The sequence below is a fragment of the Actinomadura alba genome, from assembly GCF_014323705.1.
Classification (GTDB): domain Bacteria; phylum Actinomycetota; class Actinomycetes; order Streptosporangiales; family Streptosporangiaceae; genus Actinomadura_C; species Actinomadura_C alba.
Genome location: NZ_JABVEC010000002.1, coordinates 26,398 through 44,955, shown reverse-complemented (window position 1 = coordinate 44,955; position 18,558 = coordinate 26,398). Strand labels below are relative to the sequence as shown.

General features: G+C 69.1%; 23 protein-coding genes and 3 tRNA genes. 4 read left to right on the top strand and 22 right to left on the bottom strand.

Annotated elements, in window-relative coordinates; all coding sequences use genetic code 11:
• Positions 1-61 precede the first annotated feature (61 nt).
• From rplL to HKK74_RS03215, 9 genes are all read right to left on the bottom strand, one after another.
• Positions 62-448: a 50S ribosomal protein L7/L12 gene (gene rplL, locus HKK74_RS03255; protein ID WP_187241523.1), complete on the bottom strand. Its 387-nt coding sequence runs from the start codon at positions 446-448 to the stop codon at positions 62-64.
• A 52-nt stretch (positions 449-500) separates the two neighbouring features.
• The gene (gene rplJ, locus HKK74_RS03250) at positions 501-1,103 is read right to left on the bottom strand and encodes a 50S ribosomal protein L10 (RefSeq protein WP_187241522.1); all 603 of its coding nucleotides are present in this window, start codon (positions 1,101-1,103) and stop codon (positions 501-503) included.
• Positions 1,104-1,459: 356 nt separating this feature from the next.
• Positions 1,460-2,326, bottom strand: a complete 867-nt coding sequence (locus HKK74_RS03245) for an SCO4651 family lipoprotein (protein WP_187241521.1) — start codon at positions 2,324-2,326, stop codon at positions 1,460-1,462.
• 160 nt (positions 2,327-2,486) lie between these two features.
• Entirely contained in the window at positions 2,487-3,350 is an 864-nt protein-coding gene (locus HKK74_RS03240; RefSeq protein ID WP_187241520.1) for an SCO4651 family lipoprotein, read from the bottom strand.
• Between the two features lie 208 nt (positions 3,351-3,558).
• The gene (gene rplA / locus HKK74_RS03235; protein WP_187241519.1) at positions 3,559-4,284 is read right to left on the bottom strand and encodes a 50S ribosomal protein L1; all 726 of its coding nucleotides are present in this window, start codon (positions 4,282-4,284) and stop codon (positions 3,559-3,561) included.
• Between the two features lie 186 nt (positions 4,285-4,470).
• Positions 4,471-4,902: a 50S ribosomal protein L11 gene (gene rplK, locus HKK74_RS03230; protein WP_187241518.1), complete on the bottom strand. Its 432-nt coding sequence runs from the start codon at positions 4,900-4,902 to the stop codon at positions 4,471-4,473.
• 134 nt (positions 4,903-5,036) lie between these two features.
• Positions 5,037-5,804 (bottom strand): transcription termination/antitermination protein NusG, encoded by a 768-nt coding sequence (gene nusG / locus HKK74_RS03225; RefSeq protein ID WP_187241517.1) that lies wholly within the window; start codon positions 5,802-5,804, stop codon positions 5,037-5,039.
• 53 nt (positions 5,805-5,857) lie between these two features.
• Positions 5,858-6,103, bottom strand: coding sequence for a preprotein translocase subunit SecE (secE, locus tag HKK74_RS03220; RefSeq protein ID WP_187241516.1), 246 nt, complete (start codon positions 6,101-6,103; stop codon positions 5,858-5,860).
• A gap of 95 nt (positions 6,104-6,198) precedes the next feature.
• A tRNA-Trp gene (locus tag HKK74_RS03215) sits at positions 6,199-6,272 on the bottom strand.
• A gap of 202 nt (positions 6,273-6,474) precedes the next feature.
• Between HKK74_RS03215 and HKK74_RS03210 the strand changes: the two genes are divergently transcribed.
• Positions 6,475-7,674 (top strand): pyridoxal phosphate-dependent aminotransferase, encoded by a 1,200-nt coding sequence (locus HKK74_RS03210; RefSeq protein WP_187241515.1) that lies wholly within the window; start codon positions 6,475-6,477, stop codon positions 7,672-7,674.
• 115 nt (positions 7,675-7,789) lie between these two features.
• On the opposite strand, the gene HKK74_RS03205 is transcribed toward HKK74_RS03210, so the two are convergent.
• From HKK74_RS03205 to HKK74_RS03195, 3 genes are all read right to left on the bottom strand, one after another.
• The gene (locus HKK74_RS03205) at positions 7,790-8,548 is read right to left on the bottom strand and encodes a hypothetical protein (RefSeq protein WP_187241514.1); all 759 of its coding nucleotides are present in this window, start codon (positions 8,546-8,548) and stop codon (positions 7,790-7,792) included.
• A gap of 3 nt (positions 8,549-8,551) precedes the next feature.
• Complete coding sequence (locus HKK74_RS03200; RefSeq protein WP_187241513.1) at positions 8,552-9,061, bottom strand: SigE family RNA polymerase sigma factor; 510 nt, start codon at positions 9,059-9,061, stop codon at positions 8,552-8,554.
• Positions 9,062-9,148: 87 nt separating this feature from the next.
• Positions 9,149-10,117, bottom strand: a complete 969-nt coding sequence (locus HKK74_RS03195) for a hypothetical protein (protein ID WP_187241512.1) — start codon at positions 10,115-10,117, stop codon at positions 9,149-9,151.
• Positions 10,118-10,258: 141 nt separating this feature from the next.
• On the opposite strand from HKK74_RS03195, the gene HKK74_RS03190 reads away from it, so the two are divergent.
• Complete coding sequence (locus HKK74_RS03190) at positions 10,259-11,338, top strand: adenosine deaminase (RefSeq protein WP_187241511.1); 1,080 nt, start codon at positions 10,259-10,261, stop codon at positions 11,336-11,338.
• Here HKK74_RS03190 and HKK74_RS03185 read toward each other — a convergent pair.
• The 10 genes from HKK74_RS03185 to HKK74_RS41260 form a co-directional block, all read right to left on the bottom strand.
• A complete protein-coding gene (locus HKK74_RS03185) occupies positions 11,319-11,909 on the bottom strand; it encodes a TMEM165/GDT1 family protein (protein ID WP_187241510.1) in 591 nt (196 codons plus the stop codon). The genes HKK74_RS03190 and HKK74_RS03185 overlap by 20 nt on opposite strands.
• A gap of 187 nt (positions 11,910-12,096) precedes the next feature.
• Complete coding sequence (locus HKK74_RS03180) at positions 12,097-13,146, bottom strand: UDP-N-acetylmuramate dehydrogenase (RefSeq protein ID WP_187241509.1); 1,050 nt, start codon at positions 13,144-13,146, stop codon at positions 12,097-12,099.
• Positions 13,147-13,170: 24 nt separating this feature from the next.
• Positions 13,171-13,596, bottom strand: coding sequence for a MaoC family dehydratase (locus HKK74_RS03175; RefSeq protein WP_187241508.1), 426 nt, complete (start codon positions 13,594-13,596; stop codon positions 13,171-13,173).
• Between the two features lie 12 nt (positions 13,597-13,608).
• Positions 13,609-14,046, bottom strand: a complete 438-nt coding sequence (locus HKK74_RS03170; RefSeq protein WP_187241507.1) for a MaoC family dehydratase N-terminal domain-containing protein — start codon at positions 14,044-14,046, stop codon at positions 13,609-13,611.
• A gap of 108 nt (positions 14,047-14,154) precedes the next feature.
• A complete protein-coding gene (gene rpmG / locus HKK74_RS03165; RefSeq protein ID WP_101786011.1) occupies positions 14,155-14,319 on the bottom strand; it encodes a 50S ribosomal protein L33 in 165 nt (54 codons plus the stop codon).
• Positions 14,320-14,387: 68 nt separating this feature from the next.
• Positions 14,388-14,464 (bottom strand) — tRNA-Met (locus HKK74_RS03160).
• A gap of 546 nt (positions 14,465-15,010) precedes the next feature.
• Positions 15,011-15,083 (bottom strand) — tRNA-Thr (locus HKK74_RS03155).
• Positions 15,084-15,163: 80 nt separating this feature from the next.
• The gene (locus tag HKK74_RS03150; protein WP_187241506.1) at positions 15,164-15,952 is read right to left on the bottom strand and encodes a protein phosphatase 2C domain-containing protein; all 789 of its coding nucleotides are present in this window, start codon (positions 15,950-15,952) and stop codon (positions 15,164-15,166) included.
• Between the two features lie 47 nt (positions 15,953-15,999).
• Positions 16,000-16,362 carry a GntR family transcriptional regulator gene (locus tag HKK74_RS03145; RefSeq protein WP_187241504.1) on the bottom strand — a complete coding sequence of 121 codons (363 nt, stop codon included), beginning with the start codon at positions 16,360-16,362 and terminating at the stop codon, positions 16,000-16,002.
• Positions 16,359-16,661 carry a hypothetical protein gene (locus tag HKK74_RS41260; protein ID WP_187241502.1) on the bottom strand — a complete coding sequence of 101 codons (303 nt, stop codon included), beginning with the start codon at positions 16,659-16,661 and terminating at the stop codon, positions 16,359-16,361. The genes HKK74_RS03145 and HKK74_RS41260 overlap by 4 nt, the downstream gene beginning before the upstream one ends.
• A gap of 226 nt (positions 16,662-16,887) precedes the next feature.
• Between HKK74_RS41260 and HKK74_RS41255 the strand changes: the two genes are divergently transcribed.
• The gene (locus HKK74_RS41255) at positions 16,888-17,580 is read left to right on the top strand and encodes a DedA family protein (RefSeq protein WP_187241501.1); all 693 of its coding nucleotides are present in this window, start codon (positions 16,888-16,890) and stop codon (positions 17,578-17,580) included.
• A gap of 240 nt (positions 17,581-17,820) precedes the next feature.
• The gene (locus HKK74_RS03130; RefSeq protein ID WP_187241499.1) at positions 17,821-18,429 is read left to right on the top strand and encodes a hypothetical protein; all 609 of its coding nucleotides are present in this window, start codon (positions 17,821-17,823) and stop codon (positions 18,427-18,429) included.
• Positions 18,430-18,558: the final 129 nt, after the last annotated feature.

Below are 18,558 nucleotides of genomic sequence, written 5' to 3'. Positions count from 1 at the left end.
CCGCGGAACGCAAAAGGCGGCCACCCCCGGTGGGGATGACCGCCTCTGTGCGTGGAGTGGCTTACTTGACGGTGACCGTCGCGCCGGCCTTCTCCAGGGCCTCCTTGGCCTTGTCGGCCGCTTCCTTGTTGACCTTCTCCAGCAGCGCCTTGGGCGCGCTGTCGACGAGGTCCTTGGCCTCCTTGAGGCCGAGGCTGGTGAGCGCGCGGACCTCCTTGATGACCTGGATCTTCTTGTCGCCGGCACCCTCGAGGATGACGTCGAACTCGTCCTTCTCCTCGGGGGCCTCGGCCGCGGGGCCCACAGGGCCCGCCGGGCCGGCGACCGCCACGGGGGCGGCGGCCTTGACGTCGAAGACTTCCTCGAACTGCTTCACGAACTCGGACAGCTCGAGGAGGGTCATCTCCTTGAACGTGTCGAGCAGCTCGTCGGTGCTGAGCTTCGCCATGGTGTGTGTTCCTCCGGTGGTGCTTGGTTGCTAAGTCTTACGACCGCGGGTCTCAGTCCTCGGTGGACTCTGCCGCCTCAGCGGGCGCCTCGGCAGCCACGGGGGCTGCGTCGGCCGGCGCCTCGCTCGTCTCTCCGGCCTCTTCGCGCTTGGCCCGCAGCGCCTCGGCGAGCTGGGCCATCTGCGTCGGCAGGGCGTTGAAGGTGGCGGCCGCGTTGGCCATGGACGCCTTCATCGCACCGGCCAGCTTCGCGAGGAGCACCTCACGAGACTCGAGATCGGCGAGCTTGGTGATCTGCTCGGGGGACATCGCCTTTCCATCGACGACACCACCCTTGATCACCAGCAGCGGGTTGGCCTTGGCGAAGTCACGCAGGCCCTTGGCGGCCTCGACCACGTCGCCCTTGACGAACGCGATCGCCGACGGGCCCTGGAGCAGCTCGGCGAGCTGGCCCTCCACCCCGGCGTCGCGCGCGGCGATCTTGGTCAGCGTGTTCTTCACCACGGCGAACTTCGCATTGTCACCGAGGTTGCGGCGCAGTTCGCTGAGCTGCGCCACGGTAAGCCCGCGGTACTCGGTCAGCACGGCGCCGTTGGAGCTCTCGAACTCGGTCGTGAGCTCGGCAACCGCAGCCGCCTTTTCCGCCCTCGCCATGGGCCTCCTTCCCAACAAACATGAGTAGAGCCGTACGATCACAGGCGGTTCGCGGCGAGCGTCCCCACCCGTACGTGATCGTGCACCCCGCCGTCGACCAGGGTCCGGCTGCGGCCCCGTACGCAAAAACGCCCCGGTGCAGGTGCACACGGGGCGCGTACGCACGGCCATCATCGTGCGGAACGGCTCTCGTCTCACCTGCGCGGGCCGCCCGCTGTCGCGGGACCTTCGATCATCCTTGCGGATGACGACCGGCGGTCTTCGGCACTGCACAGAGTACGTGCCATTCACCCGGACCGCAAAACCGCGCCCCACGGTGGTGACCGTGGGGCGCGGTTCCGGCGAATGGACGGGCCTCAGGCGGTGCCGGGGCTCGGCATCCCCTTGAGGAGGTCGCCGAAGTCGCCGACCTCGGACGCGGGCGGCGCGGTGATGGTCACCGGCTGCCCGTAGTCCCGGTAGACGACGGTGATGGTGACCGGGGTCTTGGCGCCCGGGCCCGCCTTCATCACCATCTTCTGCGGCAACTGCTGTCCATCGACCCACAGGTCGAACAGCATGCTGTCCATGCCCGCCTCCCGAGCGGCCTTCTCGGTGGCCGCCCGCTTCTGCGGGTCCAGCTTGGCGGTCGCCTCGGAGACCTTGTAGGAACCGGTGAAGTGGGTCGTCTCGACGCCGTTGACGGTCTCCTTGCCCACCTCGCGCACGTCCTTGGAGGCGGTCAGCTGCTTCGTGGCCTGCACCGGGTCCATCTGCTGGGACTGCTGGAGAAGCTCATCGACGTTCATCCCGGACGCCTTGCTGATCGCGTCGAGCGGAAGCTTCATCCAGGGCTTGCCACCACCGACCTCGGCGAGCATGGGGATCTTCATGTACATCGCCTCGCCGAGGAGCATCGTCTGCATGCCCGCCATGGACTCGCCGCCCACGGTCATCTGATCGAAGGTCATGTTGAAGGCGAGGGTCGGCTTGAGGCGGTACTGCATCGTGCCCGTCGCCTTCATGTTGTCATCGCCGGTGCCGCTCGACTCCATGGCCAGGTCGGCCTTGAACGAGGTGATCTCCCCGGTCTTCTGAGAGGTCTTGATGAGCGCCTGAGCGGCGGACAGGCTGACCGCCTTCCCCGCGCCCGCGTTGCCGCCGGAGTCCTCACCGAGACACCCGGTCACGGAGAGGGCGAGCGCGACACTGACGGCGGTGCCGGCGACGGATCGACGAATCATACGAAGGATTCCTTCCTCATTGTCTGCTTTCTCGCAATGCGCAGATTTTCTACCATATCTGACTCGTACTGACATTCGATGCAACACTCGCGGATGCCCAATAACAATGAAAGGCACCCTGATCAGGGTGCCTTTCGTGTTGTCGTCGGATCGCTCTGCGTTAGTTCGGCTGACCGCCGAGCAGCCGGCCGAGGTCGAATTCCTGCACGTCACCGGCCGGGGGCGCGGTGGGCTTGGCGGCCTTGCCGTAGTCGCGGTAGAGGATCGTCAGCGTGCCGTTCTCACCACCAGTGGACCCGGTCCACTTGGTGACGAGCTTGCGCGGCAGCCGGTCGCCGTCCGTCCACAGGTCGAAGGCGACCTTCTCGTCCGCGTTCTGCGGATAGACGCGCTGCAGCCTCGCGCGGGCCTCGGAGTCGAGTTGCTTCAGCGCCTCGCCGACGGTGACCGTGCCGGCGTAGTGCGTCGTCTTCACCCCGTCGACGGTCTCGTCGCCGACGGTACGGACGTCCTTCGAGGCGGTGAGCATCTTGGCCTGCGCGGCCGGGTCGACCTTCCGTACCTCGTCGAGGAGACCGTTGACGTCCGTTCCGGTGAGCCGTCCGGCCGTGGCCACGTCGATCTTGAGCCAGGGCTTTCCGCCCATCAGCTGCGACAGCCGCTGGGACCTGACGTACAGCGTGTCGTCGACGAAGACGCCCTGGCTGCCGACGACGCCCGGCACGGACCGTCCGGAGAGGACGGCCTTGTTGAGGAGGGCGGTGAACGAGAGGTCCGGCCGGACCCTGAACTGGCCGGTGAGATTGATGTCGGTCTGTCCCTGCGCGGAACCGCCGTTGACGGTGAGATCGGCCTTGAAAGAGTCGGCCCGTGCGGTCTTCTGAGAGGTCTCGGCCACGGCCTGGGCGGCGGAGAGCTGCATACCGCCGGTGTTCGTCCGCTCGCCGTCGTCACCCATGCACCCGGTGAGGGAGAGCAGGAGAGCGGTGCTCGCCGCGGCCCCTGCCACGAATCGACGCCTCATGTATCCGTTCCTTCCTCTTGCCGATGCCGGCTGCCGTTCCATCGTGGCCGACCTTGCTGACAACAGTCTGCTTCGGTCCGGGCTGAGGGAAATCCCCCGGTGGTACCAATGCGTCGCGAATCGATACCCCTCAAGGTGGATGAATCACAACGCCGAAAGGGCGCCCCATCGTCAGGGACGCCCTTTCGGGATGAAACTACGCGGGTTCTCAGCCCGCTGCGGCCTCGTCGAGCTCCGCGGTGAGGTTGCGGACCGCGTTGGGGTCGACCGGGATGCCCGGGCCCATCGTGGTCGTCATCGTGGCCTTCTTGACGTAACGGCCCTTGGCCGCCGACGGCTTCAGCCGATGGATCTCGTCGATCGCCGCCGCGTAGTTCTCCACCAGCTGACGGTCGTCGAACGAGGTCTTCCCGATGATGAAGTGCAGGTTGCCGTGCCGGTCGACCCGGAATTCAATCTTGCCGCCCTTGATGTCGGCCACGGCCTTGCTCACGTTCATCGTCACGGTGCCGGTCTTGGGGTTCGGCATGAGACCGCGCGGGCCGAGCACCCGGCCGAGCCGGCCGACCTTGCCCATCATGTCCGGCGTCGCGACGACCGCGTCGAAGTCCAGGAAACCGCCCTGGATGCGCTCGATGAGGTCGTCGGCGCCCACGAGGTCGGCACCGGCCTCGCGAGCCTCGTCGGCCTTGGCGCCACCGGCGAAGACCAGCACCCGGGCAGTCTTACCGGTGCCGTGCGGCAGGTTGACCGTGCCGCGCACCATCTGGTCGGCCTTACGAGGGTCGACGCCGAGCCGCAGGGCGACCTCGACCGTCGAGTTGAACTTCGTCGCCGAGTTCTCCTTGGACAGCTTCACGGCCTCGAGAGGGCTGTAGAGCCGGTCCCGGTCGATCCTGTCGGTCGCGTTGCGGTAGTTCTTGCTGCGCTTCATCTCAGCTCCTCAGGGAGTTCGTGGTGGGGGCCGCGCATGGCCCTCCCACTCTGTTGAATTGCGCTCGCCTTCGCTCGCGCGGCTCAGCGCGCATGACGCGCTGTCTTCCCTCGTCGCTCCCGAGCGCTCGTACCTCGCACTCGCTCGCTCCTCAGTCCAGACAGCGCGGCGCGCTTCGCGGGACTGTTACTTGACCTCGATGCCCATGGAGCGGGCGGTGCCGGCGACGATCTTCTCGGCGGCGGCGAGGGTCGTGGCGTTGAGGTCGGGCATCTTGGTCTGGGCGATCTCGCGGACCTGGTCCGCGGTGACCGAGCCGACCTTGGTCTTGTGCGGCTCGCCGCTGCCCTTCTCGACACCGGCGGCCTTGAGGATGAGCTGCGCGGCCGGCGGGGTCTTGGTGACGAAGGCGAACGAGCGGTCCTCGTAGATGGTGATCTCTACGGGGATGACGTTGCCTCGCTGGGCCTCCGTGGCAGCGTTGTACTGCTTGCAGAAGTCCATGATGTTGACGCCGTGCGGGCCGAGAGCGGTACCGACGGGCGGCGCGGGCGTCGCCTGGCCGGCCTGCAGCTGGACCTTGACGACGGCATTGATCTTCTTCTTCTTCGGAGGCATGACGCCTTCCCCTCGTTCCTGTTCGCGTTTCGGTCCCGACTCCCGCACGCGCGGGCAACACCCATGGCCGGAACGTGAGCCCGGATGTTGGGACCCTTTGACCCCGCCTGCGCGGGGACGGTAAAGGCTATGTGCTAGATCTTCGAGACCTGGTTGAACGAAAGCTCGACCGGGGTCTCGCGGCCGAAGATCGAGACGAGCACCTTGAGCTTCTGGGTGTCGGCGTTGATCTCGTTGACCGTGGCGGGCAGCGTGGCGAAGGGACCGTCCATGACCGTGACCGACTCGCCGACCTCGAAGTCGACGGTCGCGGCGACCTTGGCGGCCTCTTTCGCCTTGGTCTGCTCTTCGGGCTCCGGAGCCAGGAGGTTCGCGACCTCCTGGATGCTCAGCGCCGACGGCTTGCTGGACAGCCCCACGAATCCGGTGACGCCGGGGGTGTTCCGCACGGCGGCCCAGGACTCGTCGGTGAGCTCCATGCGGACGAGGATGTAGCCCGGCAGGACCTTCTCGTTGACCTTCTGCCGCTTGCCGCCCTTGATCTCGGTGACCTCGTGCTGGGGCACCTCGACCTGGAAGATGTAGTCCTCCATGTTGAGCGACTGGGTGCGGGTCTCGATGTTGGTCTTCACCCGGTTCTCGTAACCCGCGTAGGAGTGCACGACGTACCAGTCGCCCGGCTGGAGCCGGAGCTGGGTCTTGAACTCCATGAGCGGGTCGATCTCGATCTCGGGCTCGGCATCGCCCGAGACCTGCTCCTCGTCGGCGCCCTCGTCCGGGCCCGCCCCCGCCTCGTCATCGGCGGCGAGCTCGGCGGACGTCTCCTCCGGCTCGAGCGCAGCCGCCTCCGCCGACTGGGCCTCGTCGAGGGCCTCGTCGTGGCGCTGTGGGGACTCGGACACAATGACTCTTTCTCTCGTACGAATTGGTGTTGTGCGGCCGGACCGGCCGTGGTTCAGCTGAAGATCGAGAAGATCCCCTTCTGCAACGCCCAGTCCAGGGCCGAGACGATCGCAACCATGATCAGAACGAAGACCAGGGAGATCGCCGTGTAGGTGATCAGCTCCTTGCGGGTCGGCCATATGACCTTCCGCAGCTCAGCGGCCACCTGGCGTACGAACAGGGCAGGCGTGGTCCGCTTGTTGCGAGCGGGCTTGCCCTTGTCCTCGGTCGCGGACTCGCCGCGGATCTCAGTCGCCATCTGTGCCGCCGTTCACTCCATTGGACGTCTCAACCACTTCGTGGTCGTGTACATGCCCACTCTAGGCGTGACCACGTGCGCGCGCTCGCACTCCGCAGGGCAGGAGGGACTCGAACCCCCAACCACCGGTTTTGGAGACCGGGACTCTGGCCAATTGAGCTACTGCCCTTCGCTCCCCGGCCTCGGTGCCCCTCGGCCGAGCCGTGGGGGGGGACCCGCGCGCGACACGGTCGCATGCCGACCACCCACCACTAGATGGAGCAGTGTAGTTGCCCAACCGCCCCGGCGTCGAACCAGACGACCGCCGACACCGGCCCGCCGCCCTCGATAACCGGCTGAAGCCGAGGTAGAACGTCTGGGAGCATAGAGACATGAGTCGAATCTCCGAACGCATCGCCGCCATTTCCGAGTCCGCCACGCTGGCCGTGGACGCCAAGGCCAAGGCGCTCAAGGCGGCCGGGCGACCGGTGATCGGGTTCGGCGCGGGCGAGCCCGACTTCCCGACACCCGACTACATCGTCGAGGCGGCCGTGACCGCCTGCCGGGTGCCCCGATTCCACAAGTACACACCCGCGGGCGGGCTCCCCGAGCTGCGCACGGCGATCGCGGAGAAGACGGAGCGCGACTCCGGGTTCCGGGTCGAGTCCTCCCAGGTCCTCGTCACCAACGGCGGCAAGCAGGCCGTGTACGAGGCGTTCGCGGCGCTGCTCGACCCGGGCGACGAGGTGCTGCTGCCCGCCCCGTACTGGACCACCTATCCCGAGTCGATCAAGCTGGCCGGAGGAGTGCCCGTCGAGGTGATGACCGACGAGACCAGTGGCTACCTGGTCTCGGTCGAGCAGCTCGAGGCGGCCCGCACCGGCCGTACGAAGGTGCTGCTGCTGTGCTCGCCGTCCAACCCGACCGGCGGCGTGTACACCCGCGACCAGGTCGAGGCGATCGGCCGCTGGGCCGCCGAGCACGGTCTGTGGGTCGTCACCGACGAGATCTACGAGCACCTGGTGTACGGGGACGCGAGCTTCCATTCCCTGCCGGTCGTGGTGCCCGAGATGGCCGACCGTACCGTCGTGCTGAACGGGGTGGCCAAGACCTACGCGATGACCGGCTGGCGGGTGGGCTGGCTGATCGGCCCGTCGGACGTCGTCAAGGCGGCGCAGAACCTGCAGTCGCACGCCACCTCGAACGTGTGCAACGTCGCGCAGGCCGCGGCGCTGACGGCGGTGAGCGGCGACCTGTCGGCGGTCGAGGAGATGCGCGCCGCGTTCGACCGGCGCCGCCAGACCATCGTCCGGATGCTCAACGAGATCCCCGGAGTGCTCTGCCCGGAGCCGCAGGGCGCGTTCTACGTGTATCCGTCGGTCAAGGAGCTGCTGGGCAGGCAGATCCGGGGACGCCGGCCGCAGACCTCCGTCGAACTGGCCGAACTCGTACTCGAGGAGGCCGAGGTGGCGTTGGTGCCCGGTGAGGCGTTCGGGACGCCAGGTTATTTCAGGCTGTCGTACGCCCTCGGTGACGAGGATCTCGCCGAGGGGGTCAGCCGGGTGGCCAAGCTGCTGTCCGAGGCGAGCTGACGACGGACGAGAGCGGCCCGCGAGGGCATGTGCAGCGAGGCCGCCCGTTCACGTGCACCCGTGGGCGGGCGGCCCCGTTCCCCCTATTTCCCCTCTCCGGAAGGTACGTGGCCCCTCAGGAAGGTATGCGGGCGCCTTCGGCGATCCGCATGAGCTGGGTCCGCAGGCCGGGGCTGACGCTCACGGACACCCCGGCGCCGGGTCGCTCCATCCAGAGGACCAGGCTGCCGGCACCGCCGGTGAGCATCCGCTCCACGACGAGCGCCCGCCGGCCGCGCACCTCGGCGGGCCGCGGTACCGACGGGACGGCGAAGAGATCCTCGATCTCGGTCGGCCCGGAGTCGCGCACGAGCCGGACCTCCACCGTGCCGGCCGTTCCGGTCCACCGGCAGATCGTCGTCCGCCGAGAACCGTCGCGCTCGTCGCCGCATGACCCGGCCGGCCGGAGCCCCGACGGCAGGTAGGTCAGCCAGTCGACTATCGGGCTGACGACGCCGGGCCCTCCCCCGCCACGGGACGGCCGGGTGACGGGCGGTTTCGCCGTCTCCCCCGCCCGTGGGGTGCCCGAGCCGGTCCGCGGGTCGGGTGAGACCGGGGCGAGCGGCACCGGCGATCCGGGTGGCATGGAGCTCGCCCGGGGGCCGGTCGTGGTGGTGGGCGCCCCCACGGGTTCGGCGGTGCCGATGTCGAAGAACTGGGCGGCGGGCAGTGCCGAGACCGTGACGACGGCGACGGCGGCCACGCCGATCGTCGTGCGGACGCGCCTGGCCCTGCGCCGGTGCCGACGATGGACGTCGGCGACAAGTGACGTCGGAGCCGACGCCTCGGCCACGTGCTCAGCCATGGCCTGCTTTAGTTCATTCTCGAGATCCATCGCTCACCTCCCCAGCAGGGCCAGGTTCGTGCCGAGACGTTCCCGGAGTCTGGCGAGACCCCTGGACGCCTGGCTCTTTACAGTGCCGACCGAGCAGCCGAGCACCTGCGCCGTCTCCATCTCCGACAAATCCTCCCAATAGCGCAGGACGAGTACCGCCCGTTGCCGTGGTCCGAGCCGCCGTAGCTCTTCCATGAGCGTCCCGCGCAGTTCGAGCGAGTGCGTCTCCGACGAGGTCGGCACCTCGGGCGTCTTGGCGACGTGTATCTCCCGCAGCACCTTCCACCGGCGGGCCCGGCTGATGATCTGGTTGACCAGGATCCGCCGGACGTACGGCTCAGGGTCGCTCTCGGGATCGAGGCGCCCCCAGTGCCGGTAGGCCTTCTCCAGTGCGGTCTGCAATATGTCCTCGGCGTCCTGCCGGGAACCGCACATCAGCACGGCGGTGCGCATCAAGGCGTTTCCGCGCGCCGCCACGAACTCGGAAAACGACCCATCGTCTCGCCGCCTCACACTGACCGCCCGCCTTGATGCCGTCACCCCTGGAGACCGTGCTGACCGCGGGCGGCTCCACCGCGCGAAGCCGCCCGCGGAGTCAACTTAATTCACCTGGTGAAGCTTCGTGGCGATCTGCTGCAGACGGGGCTGCAGCGCGAGGCCGCCGCTGACGTAGTCGACCACGCCGGGCGTGGCCGTCCACATGAGACCGGAACCGGCGACGCCCGGCAGCGGGGAGCGCCAGTAGACGTCCCGGCCCAGGGTCACGGCGTCGGCCTTCGGCAGCCCCAGCTGCTGCCGCACCTGCGTGACGCCGACCTCACCCTTGATCCGCTCGATCTGCATCCACTGGCCCAGCCCGCCGGTGTAGCGCTGGGTGACCATGCAGACCTTCTTGCCCTTGATCTTGATCTCGCGGGTCTTCGTGGAGACGAACTTCAGCCCGGTCTGCGCGGTGATCGACTGCTCGACGGCTCCGCCGACCTTGACCACGGGCGCCACATCGGCGCAGGAGAACGTCGGCAACTGCGGGACGTCGGTCGGCAGCGTGGCGGGCACGCCGGCCGGCAGATCCTTGACGTCACCGGGCTTGGCGGGAAGCGCGGGCACGCCGCAGTTCGGCACTCCAGCCGTCAGCCGCGCCACGGCCTTGTCCACGGCGGCCTTGACGGCCGCGGGGTCGGCGTTCGGCGCACCGCCCGCGGGCAGCGCCGCCGCCTGGTCGGCGTCGACGGGCAGCTTGGCCTTCAGCCACTCCACCTGCAACTGGGACTTGAGCTTCTCGAGTTCGGCGGCCTTCAGCTGCTTGAGGTCGGCGCCCGTCAGCTTCTGCAGGTCGATCTGCGTCTGGAGCTCGTCGGGCAGTTGCCCCTTGGGCAGCTGCACGCACTTCGCCGGGTCGACGTCCACGGGAAGTGCCGGCGCGGAGACCTTCGGTGCCGGCACGGCCGCGCCTGCGGCGGGGACCGTGGGGGCCTCCTGGTCGTTCCCGGCGAGCGTGATCGCCGCACCGCCGGCCGCCACAGTGCCCACGGTGGCGGTCGCGGCCAAGACGATCGTAAGCATCTTCATCAGAGTTGCCTCTCTTCGCGGATTCCCTTCTGCGCCCGACAAATACGCACGAGTCGCACGAACGGTTGCACGTCACTTCAAAAAAATTTGATCCCACGGGTCCCACGCGTCTCATCAGCGATGATGCGGCAGGATTAGGTCATGAAAGCCCCTCCCGTCCCGGCGCAGGCGAGATCGCTCATCGCCCTGCCCAAAGCGCACCTTCACCTGCACTTCACCGGATCGATGCGGCACTCGACACTGGTCGAGCTCGCCGCCGAGCGCGGCGTGCACCTGCCGGACGCGCTCGTGGAGGACTGGCCACCCGAGCTCAAGGCCACCGACGAACGGGGCTGGTTCCGGTTCCAGCGGCTGTACGACATCGCGCGCTCGGTGCTGCGCGAGCCCGCGGACGTACGCCGCCTGATGCTCGAGGCGGCGGAGGACGAGGCCGCCGAGGGGTCTCGCTGGCTGGAGATCCAGGTCGATCCGAGCGGCTACGCGTCGCGCTTCGGCGGCCTCACCCCCACCGTCGAGCTCGTGCTCGACGCCACCCGTGAGGCCGAGAGGGCCACCGGCGTCGGCATCGGTGTGATCATCGCGGCGAACCGCACGAAGCATCCGCTCGACGCCAAGACCCTGGCCCGGCTCGCCGTGCGCCATGGCGGCGGCGGTGTGGTCGGCTTCGGGCTGTCCAACGACGAACGGCGAGGGCGCGCGTACGACTTCGAGGGCGCCTTCCGGATCGCGAGCCGCGCCGGGCTGCTGTCGACGCCGCACGGCGGCGAGCTCCTCGGGCCCGCCAGCGTGCGGGAGTGCGTCGACACGCTCCGCGCGGACCGGATCGGGCACGGGGTGCGCGCCGTCGAGGACCCCCGGCTCCTGGAGAAGATCGTCGATCGTCGTGTGACGCTGGAGGTGTGCCCGTCGTCGAACGTCGGGCTGGGCGTGGTGCCGACCGCCGCCGACGTGCCGGTGCGGGCGCTGTTCGAGGCCGGCGCGCCGATCGCGCTGGGCGCCGACGACCCCCTGCTGTTCGGTTCCCGGCTGGCCCGGCAGTACGAACTGGCCAGGGAGGTCTACGGCTTCTCCGACGCCGAGCTGGCCGAACTCGCCCGCCACTCGGTCCGGGGATCGGCCGCACCGGTCGACGTGCGCAAGGAGCTGCTGGACGGGATCGACGACTGGCTCGCGACCGACCGGCCCGAGGGGCCCGAGGGGCTCAGCCCCACACCGTCCTGATGCCCTCGGCGACCAGCAGCAAGCCGAACACGGCGAACGACACGGCCGCACCGATCCGGATCACCCGCTCGGGCAGCCGCTTCCCGAGCACCCGGCCCACGACGATGGCGAGCGCGTCCGCGAGGACCATGCCGACCGTCGATCCCGCCCAGACGCCGGTGAGACCGATCAGACCACTGTGATCGGCTGCGAGGGTCACCGTGGCGAGCATCGTCTTGTCGCCGAGCTCGGCGAGGAAGAAGGCCACGCCGACGGCGAGGATCGCCGATCCGGTGGCCCTGGCGGCCTTGCTCCGCTCCCCCTCGGTGAGCTCGTCGCCGTGCAGGGTCCAGGCCGCGAAGCCGAAGAACGCCAGACCGGCGAGGATCGAGATCGGGCCGGTGGGCATCGCCGCGCCGAGGACCGCGCCGAGGACGACGCTGGCGAGATGGACGATCGCCGTGGCCACGGTGATGCCGATGAGCACCGACCAGGCGCGGAACCGGGTGGCGAAGGTCATCGCCATGAGCTGGCTCTTGTCGCCGAGCTCGGCCACGAAGATCACGACAAGGCTGAGAAAGAAAGCCGACACTGTGTCCCTTCCGCTCCGTCACCGGGCGGAGGGGCTGGGATCGCGACCTCGGCCCGGCATGACTACCGGGCCGAAGGTCTCGTCCGCCCTGGACACGGGCCCGCGGGGCCGGGCGGAACACGGGATCCGCCAGTATGTCGACCACGCGATTGGGACTACTCCCCTTCGACGCGGGCCAACCTACCAGCTAGAGGGTCACGCCGACGAGGACGGGCTCATTGACCAGTTCCACGCCGAACGCCGCGCGGACGCCGTCACGGACCTCGCGGGCGAGGGCCAGGAGGTCCTCGGTGCGGCCGCCGTCGGGGTTGGTGAGCGCCAGGGTGTGCTTGGTGGAGATCCGCACGGGCCCGCGGGTGTGGCCCTTGGCGAACCCGGCACGGTCGATCAGCCAGGCGGCGGAGGTCTTCGTGCGGCCGCCCGTCTCGGGATAGCGGGGGAAGGCGACGCCCGGCCCGAGCCGCTCGGCGACCCGCCGTTCCAGGTCCGCGAGCCCGGTGGCGTCGAGGATCGGGTTGGTGAAGAACGATCCGGCGCTGCGGGTGTCGGGGTCGGCCGGGTCGAGCACCATGCCCTTGCCGCGGCGCAGCTCCAGTACGGCGTCGCGCGCCTCGCGCAGGGGCACCCGGCTGCCGACCGCCACCCCGAGCCGCCCGGCCAGCTCGGCGTAGCGGATCGGCCGGGACTCCTTGGCCCGCTCGAGCGCGAACGTCACGTCCAGGACGACATGGCGGTCGGAGCCCTTGAACACGCTGCCGCGGTAGACGAACCCGCATGCGGCGGCGTCGAACACGGCCGTCTCACCGGTGGCGCGGTCGTACACGCGTACCTCGGTGATGGTCTCGCTGACATCCTGGCCGTACGCCCCGACGTTCTGGATCGGGGTGGCGCCGACGCGGCCCGGGATGCCGGACAGGCACTCGACGCCGGACAGGCCCTCCTCGACACAGCGGGCGACGAAGGGCTCCCACTCCTCGCCCGCCTGGACGCGCACCCGGCCCTCCGGGAGGACCTCGACGCCGCGGGTGGCGACGTGCACCGCCGTACCGGTGAAACCGTCGTCGGCGACCACGAGGTTGCTGCCGCCGCCGAAGACCAGCAGCGGCTCACCGCTCTGATCCGCCGCGCGGACGGCCGCGATCAGCTCCTCCTGCGTGGCCGCCTCGACGAACCGCCGCGCGGGCCCGCCCAGCCGCAGGGTGGTGTAGCCGGCCAGGTCCACCTGTTCAGCGAGCATGCGCGGTCACCGACTCGAGCGACATCAGGCGAGGCGGACGGTGGCCCTGGCGCGGGTGAGCACCTTCTGCCCGGCCGAACGGGCGGTGAGCGCCACGACGACCCGGTTGTCGTCGAGCTTCTCCTCGACCTTGCCGCTGACCACGAGCGTCGCACCCTCCTCGTCACTCACCACGATCGGCGAGGAGAACCGCACGCCGTAGTCGATGACGGCACCGGGGTCGCCGAGCCAGTCCGTGACGTAGCGGCCGGCCTCGGCCATCGTGAACATCCCGTGCGCGATCACGTCGGGCAGGCCCACCGACTTCGCGAACCGCTCGTTCCAGTGGATCGGGTTGAAGTCACCGGAGGCGCCCGCGTACATCACCAGGTTGAGCCGGGAGACCGGATAGGTCTGCGCGGGGATCTCGGTGCCGACCTCGACGTCGTCGTAGTTCACCTTGGCGGTCATCGACGGATCTCCTTAGGCCGGGCGCTCGACGAGCGTGTTGTGCGCGGTGCAGACCAGCTCGCCCTCGACGGTCTTGATCTCCGTCGTGACATCCATCCGCTCGTTGCGGCCGGCCGACCGGATGTCGGTGATGGTCGCCTCGCAGACGAGGACGTCCCCCGCGTGCACCGGACGCGTGTAGGCGAAGCTCTGCTGGCCGTGCACCACCATCGCGTAGTTCAGGCCGAGCTCGGGGTCGGCCAGCGCCGAGCCGCCGAGAGAGATCACGATGGGGAAGGTCGGCGGGGCGATCACGTCGGGATGGCCCTCGGCCTTCGCGGCCTCGGGGTCGCGGTAGACCGGGTTCGAGTCGCCGATGGCGTTCGCGAACTCCCGGATCTTGACCCGGCTGACCTCGTAGGGCTCGCTCGGGGGGAAGGTACGCCCGATGAAATCACGGTTGAGTGCCATGCAGTCCGTCCCTACTCCAAAGGCTTCTGCGCGCGACCGTAACAGAACGACGTTCAGCCCGTCCTCGCAGGTGTGCGCGAGTACGGGCTGGATGCGTCAAAGCAAGCTTTAGCGGGTTTCCCGGTGGGCTCGGTGAGTACGGCAGTTCGGGCAGTACTTCTTGAGCTCCAAGCGGTCCGGGTCATTGCGCCGGTTCTTCCGCGTGATGTAGTTGCGGTGCTTGCACTCCTGGCAGGCCAGCGTGATCTTCGGCCGGACGTCAGTGGCAGCCACGATGGAGTGCCTTTCTGGGCTAGGGACATGGACAACCTTGCCGGCCCACCGGGGGTGGAACGACGAGGTGGTAGCGGAGGCCGGACTTGAACCGGCGACACAGCGATTATGAGCCGCTTGCTCTGCCTGACTGAGCTACTCCGCCTTGGCATCCTTCCCGGCGCGACCGGGAATTCCCGGCTTCGTGCCGACCAGTTCGCGGTTCACAGCCTCGGCAGCGCCTAGAAGGCTCCCCACGCAGCCACCCCATGCCATGGGGCGGTCACGCGATCGACGGCTATTGCCATCGACAGGCAAGAATACCGCACCCGGAGACGTCCTCGGCCGACGCCTCGGCCCCGGGGGCCGGAGTGATCATCTTTCCGCGGTGGATCACCATGAGGGTGGGGATGGCCTGGACGTCGAACCGCTGCGCCGGCCGAGGCGCCAGGTCGACGTTGATCTTGACGAGCAGTGAGGGTCCGGAGCCCGCGGGCGGTGTCAGCGGGGCCGACCCGCGGGCGTCCGGACCTGTTACCTCTCCGCGTCGCCCTTGGGGGCGACATCAGGAGGTACGCACGGCGGCGGGGAAAGGTTCATGTTGTGTCCGGCTCTGTCCGAGCCGGGTCAGGCTCGGTCTGGGATCGCCGGCCGGGGCCGCGAACGGAAAGAGGCCGTCACCCCGGCGGGGGTACGGCCTCTGAATGAACGGAGCCCCTTTACGGAATCGAACCGTAGACCTTCTCCTTACCATGGAGACGCTCTGCCGACTGAGCTAAAGGGGCTTGCGACGTGCGCGCGAGGCAACCATACACGGAGCCGGGCCACGCGCGAAATCGAATTCGCGCCCGGCCGCACTGCATGATCACGACAGGTGGAGAGGGGCGGCAGGGCCGTGCGCGAAGGTCACCAGGGCCGCAGTCGCGTCATCGTGCGGCTTGCCGCGCTTCCAGCGCCGGCCCGCCTCGATCTCGGCCCGCTCGGCCGCTCGCGTACGTCTGATCAGCTCGACCGGGCCGAGGCCTTCCAGCTCATCGAGAAGGCCGCGCCAGTCCAGCCGGCCGAACAGTTCGACGAGGCGGGACGCTCCGTCGGTGAAGAGACCGGCGCGCCGTACCCTCGCCACGGGCAGCGCGCCCGTGACCGCCTCGTACGCCGCCTCCGGGCTGTTCCCGGCGACCCAGAAGCCGTTCGGGTCATTGCGCGCCGCCCGTACGGCCTCAAGGGTGTAGCTCGGCAGGCGGGCGACCCGGTCGTCGGCGACGACCTCGATCCGCCCGTCCACGTCGAGCACCAGCGGTGAGTCGGCGAGCACCAGCCAGTCGACCTCGGCGGCACCGCACCGCAGGATCGTGAGCGTCGCCGAGGGGCTGTCGGGGTTCGCCAGGTCGCAGCCGCCGCCATGGGCCTCGCAGGTCTTCTTGATCGCGGTAGCGGCCAGCTCCCGCAGATCGGCGTCGGGCTCGGTCGTCAGCCCCTGAGCGAGGGCCCCCGCGAGATTGCGCACGAGCCAGCCGACCGTGTGCACGCAGCCGCTGTCCACGCCGGGCGCGGCGGTGGCGCCGTCGAGCACCAGCACCCAGTCCGGACCCGCGACGACGTAGTCCTCGTTCCCCAGCCCGGGCGCCGCCCGCGTCGCGTAGATGATCTCCACGAGCCCATCCTGCCGGGCGACCGGCCGCCCCCTCGGCGGCGTGGCGGTCAACCTTCCAGTGCCGCACGGACGATGTCGAGTGCTTCCTTCCGGGCGATGCCGAGGCCGTCGACGGCGCGGACGTACTCGGCCGCCGCCTCCGCCGCTCGGGTCCGGCTGCGGTCGCCCTGGGCCCCGACGAACGTGCCCCCGCGGCCGCGGGTCTCGAGGAGCTTCGCGGCCTCGAGCTCCCGGTAGGCCCGCGCGACGGTGTTCGGCGCTATCCCGAGGTCGGCGGCGAACTTCCGCACCGTGGGCAGCTTGGTGCCGACGGGCAGCCTGCCGTCGTTGATCTGTTCCGCGAGCTGCGAGCGGACCTGCTCGTAGGGCGGAACGGGAGATGTGGTGTCGACGACGACGATGCTGCTCATCCTGCCGGTTCCTCCGAGCCCGTCCGGGTCTGCGTCCGGGCACTGCCGACGACGCCATAGGCGATCGCGAATGCCACCGAGTATCCAAGGAAGACCCAGGTCAGTGCCGGACTGGCCGTGGAGCCCACCATGAAGATCATCGCAGGTGCGATGGGCAGCGGCAGGAGCAGCTTATGGGCTTCGTCCGCACGCAGCGCGTCATCGGCGGCCAGCGAGTCGTCGTCCGTCGCGATCACGGGCCGGGCCACGACCGCACGGGTGATCGCCGCGGTGGTCAGCGCCAGGACGGCGACGGTCACTTCATCGCCTCACCGCAGGGCATGTCGCCGCAGCCACGCGCATCGGCGGAGACCGTTGGGAACGGGGCCGACGGCCCCTGCGGCCGCACGAGTTCTGATCTTTTATTCACGGCGTGTCCGCCCTTGGCACGTCTACGGGATACTGGTCCTCAGACGCCGGAGCCATCGCGTAGCGGCCGTCGACCGGCCTGCCGCAGTCTCGCCCCCGACCCAGGAGCACCTGCCAGTGACGACCCTCGCCCTCGGCCCTCAGTGGCTCGACCCGAACTACCTGATCTCCACCTTCGGCCTGATCGGCATTCTGGTGATCGTCTTCGCCGAGTCGGGGCTGCTCATCGGATTCTTCCTGCCCGGCGACTCGCTCCTGTTCACCACCGGGCTGCTGGTCGCGGGCGGGGAGTACCTCACCCAGCCGTTGTGGCTGGTGTGCGTGCTGATCGTCATCGCCGCGATCGCTGGCGACCAGGTCGGGTACATGTTCGGCCGCAAGGTCGGCCCCGCCCTGTTCCGCCGTCCCAACTCGAGGTTCTTCAAGCAGGAGAACGTCGAGAAGGCCCATGAGTTCTTCGAGAAGTACGGGCCCCGTTCGATCGTGCTGGCGCGCTTCGTTCCGATCGTTCGCACGTTCACCCCGATCATCGCCGGGGTGAGCCACATGCACTACAAGACCTTCGTCATCTACAACGTCATCGGCGGCACCCTGTGGGGCGCCGGGGTGACCCTGCTCGGTTACTTCCTCGGTCAGATCGAGTTCGTCAAGGGTCACATCGAGATGATCCTGATCGCCATCGTCCTCATCTCCGTGCTGCCCATCGCCTTCGAAATGCTGCGAGCCCGCAAGAGCGGTGGCTCCGGCTCACGCGGCAAGCATGCCGCGAACAGCCGGCAGAAGGAGAACGGCTCCCACAGCCGACGATGACCACTGACAGGTCACCGAAGCCACGTGCCCTGGTGTGCGTGGCCGACCAGATCGAACCTCCGGCGGAACCACGGCGGTAGGAAGGCCTGAGACCGACTCTCGGTGTCCAGACGCCGCGAAGCCCCCCGTGCGGGGGACGCGGTTCCGTCCGGCGGGCGATGAGGACGACCCCGGGCGGCTGCGATCTTCGCAACGGGGCGGGCAAGCGATGCCCGCCGTCGCCGGACCGGAGGATCGCGCATGTCAACCCTCACCGAAGCACCAGCCACGAGCGGGCGGGTACGCGCCGCCTGGACGGCCGCGCACGCCCCCGCCGCCGAGGTTCCCCGGTGGGCGCGGATCGCCGCCTTCGCCATCCCGTTCACCGTGCTGCCGGCCGGCATCTGGCGGGTCGCGGTGGTCACCTTCCACGCGCCGATCGTGGTCCACGGTGAGCCGGGAGCCGGACGGCTTCCGGCATGGCTGCCGATGGAGCTGTACGTGGTGCTGCTGTCGGTCGGCTCCGAACTGCTGGCGTTCGCTGCCGTGGGACTGATCGCCACGTGGGGAGAGGTGTTCCCACGCTGGATCCCGGGGCTGCGCGGGCGGAGGGTACCGGTGCTCGCGGCCGTCGTCCCGGCCGCCGCCGGCGCCGCCGTACTGACGTTGATGTGCACCCTCGCAGCGGTCAACGCCGCACTCGGGCACACCATCCAAGGCGAACCTCTCGCCGCGAACTTCCCGCTCAACTTCGACGACTGGCAGGGCGTGCTGGCCGTCGTGGCCTACGCGCCGCTGCTGCTGTGGGGGCCGCTGCTGGGAACGCTCACCATCGCGTACTGGAGGCGCCGGCACCGCAATGCCCTTTAGTACCGCGATTTAGTCGTTCGCGCGAGCTCGAAAATGAGTTGCCCAGACGACCTCGCGGCACACAGGCTCTGCCCATGACCACGACCATCGCCTTCCTGCCGCTGGCCGACGCCGTTCGACCGGTGCGGG

What these genes read in the sequence shown, in the direction of transcription:
- HKK74_RS03145 (WP_187241504.1), bottom strand. Translation starts at nt 16,362, where the DNA reads ATGAGCAGCATCGTCGTCGTCGACACCACATCTCCCGTTCCGCCCTAC.
- rplJ (WP_187241522.1), bottom strand. Translation starts at nt 1,103, where the DNA reads ATGGCGAGGGCGGAAAAGGCGGCTGCGGTTGCCGAGCTCACGACCGAG.
- HKK74_RS03175 (WP_187241508.1), bottom strand. Translation starts at nt 13,596, where the DNA reads ATGACCGCCAAGGTGAACTACGACGACGTCGAGGTCGGCACCGAGATC.
- HKK74_RS03210 (WP_187241515.1), top strand. Translation starts at nt 6,475, where the DNA reads ATGAGTCGAATCTCCGAACGCATCGCCGCCATTTCCGAGTCCGCCACG.
- HKK74_RS03170 (WP_187241507.1), bottom strand. Translation starts at nt 14,046, where the DNA reads ATGGCACTCAACCGTGATTTCATCGGGCGTACCTTCCCCCCGAGCGAG.
- HKK74_RS03190 (WP_187241511.1), top strand. Translation starts at nt 10,259, where the DNA reads ATGAAAGCCCCTCCCGTCCCGGCGCAGGCGAGATCGCTCATCGCCCTG.
- HKK74_RS03130 (WP_187241499.1), top strand. Translation starts at nt 17,821, where the DNA reads ATGTCAACCCTCACCGAAGCACCAGCCACGAGCGGGCGGGTACGCGCC.
- HKK74_RS03245 (WP_187241521.1), bottom strand. Translation starts at nt 2,326, where the DNA reads ATGATTCGTCGATCCGTCGCCGGCACCGCCGTCAGTGTCGCGCTCGCC.
- HKK74_RS03205 (WP_187241514.1), bottom strand. Translation starts at nt 8,548, where the DNA reads ATGGATCTCGAGAATGAACTAAAGCAGGCCATGGCTGAGCACGTGGCC.
- rplK (WP_187241518.1), bottom strand. Translation starts at nt 4,902, where the DNA reads ATGCCTCCGAAGAAGAAGAAGATCAATGCCGTCGTCAAGGTCCAGCTG.
- rplL (WP_187241523.1), bottom strand. Translation starts at nt 448, where the DNA reads ATGGCGAAGCTCAGCACCGACGAGCTGCTCGACACGTTCAAGGAGATG.
- HKK74_RS03240 (WP_187241520.1), bottom strand. Translation starts at nt 3,350, where the DNA reads ATGAGGCGTCGATTCGTGGCAGGGGCCGCGGCGAGCACCGCTCTCCTG.
- rplA (WP_187241519.1), bottom strand. Translation starts at nt 4,284, where the DNA reads ATGAAGCGCAGCAAGAACTACCGCAACGCGACCGACAGGATCGACCGG.
- HKK74_RS03180 (WP_187241509.1), bottom strand. Translation starts at nt 13,146, where the DNA reads ATGCTCGCTGAACAGGTGGACCTGGCCGGCTACACCACCCTGCGGCTG.
- secE (WP_187241516.1), bottom strand. Translation starts at nt 6,103, where the DNA reads ATGGCGACTGAGATCCGCGGCGAGTCCGCGACCGAGGACAAGGGCAAG.
- HKK74_RS03195 (WP_187241512.1), bottom strand. Translation starts at nt 10,117, where the DNA reads ATGAAGATGCTTACGATCGTCTTGGCCGCGACCGCCACCGTGGGCACT.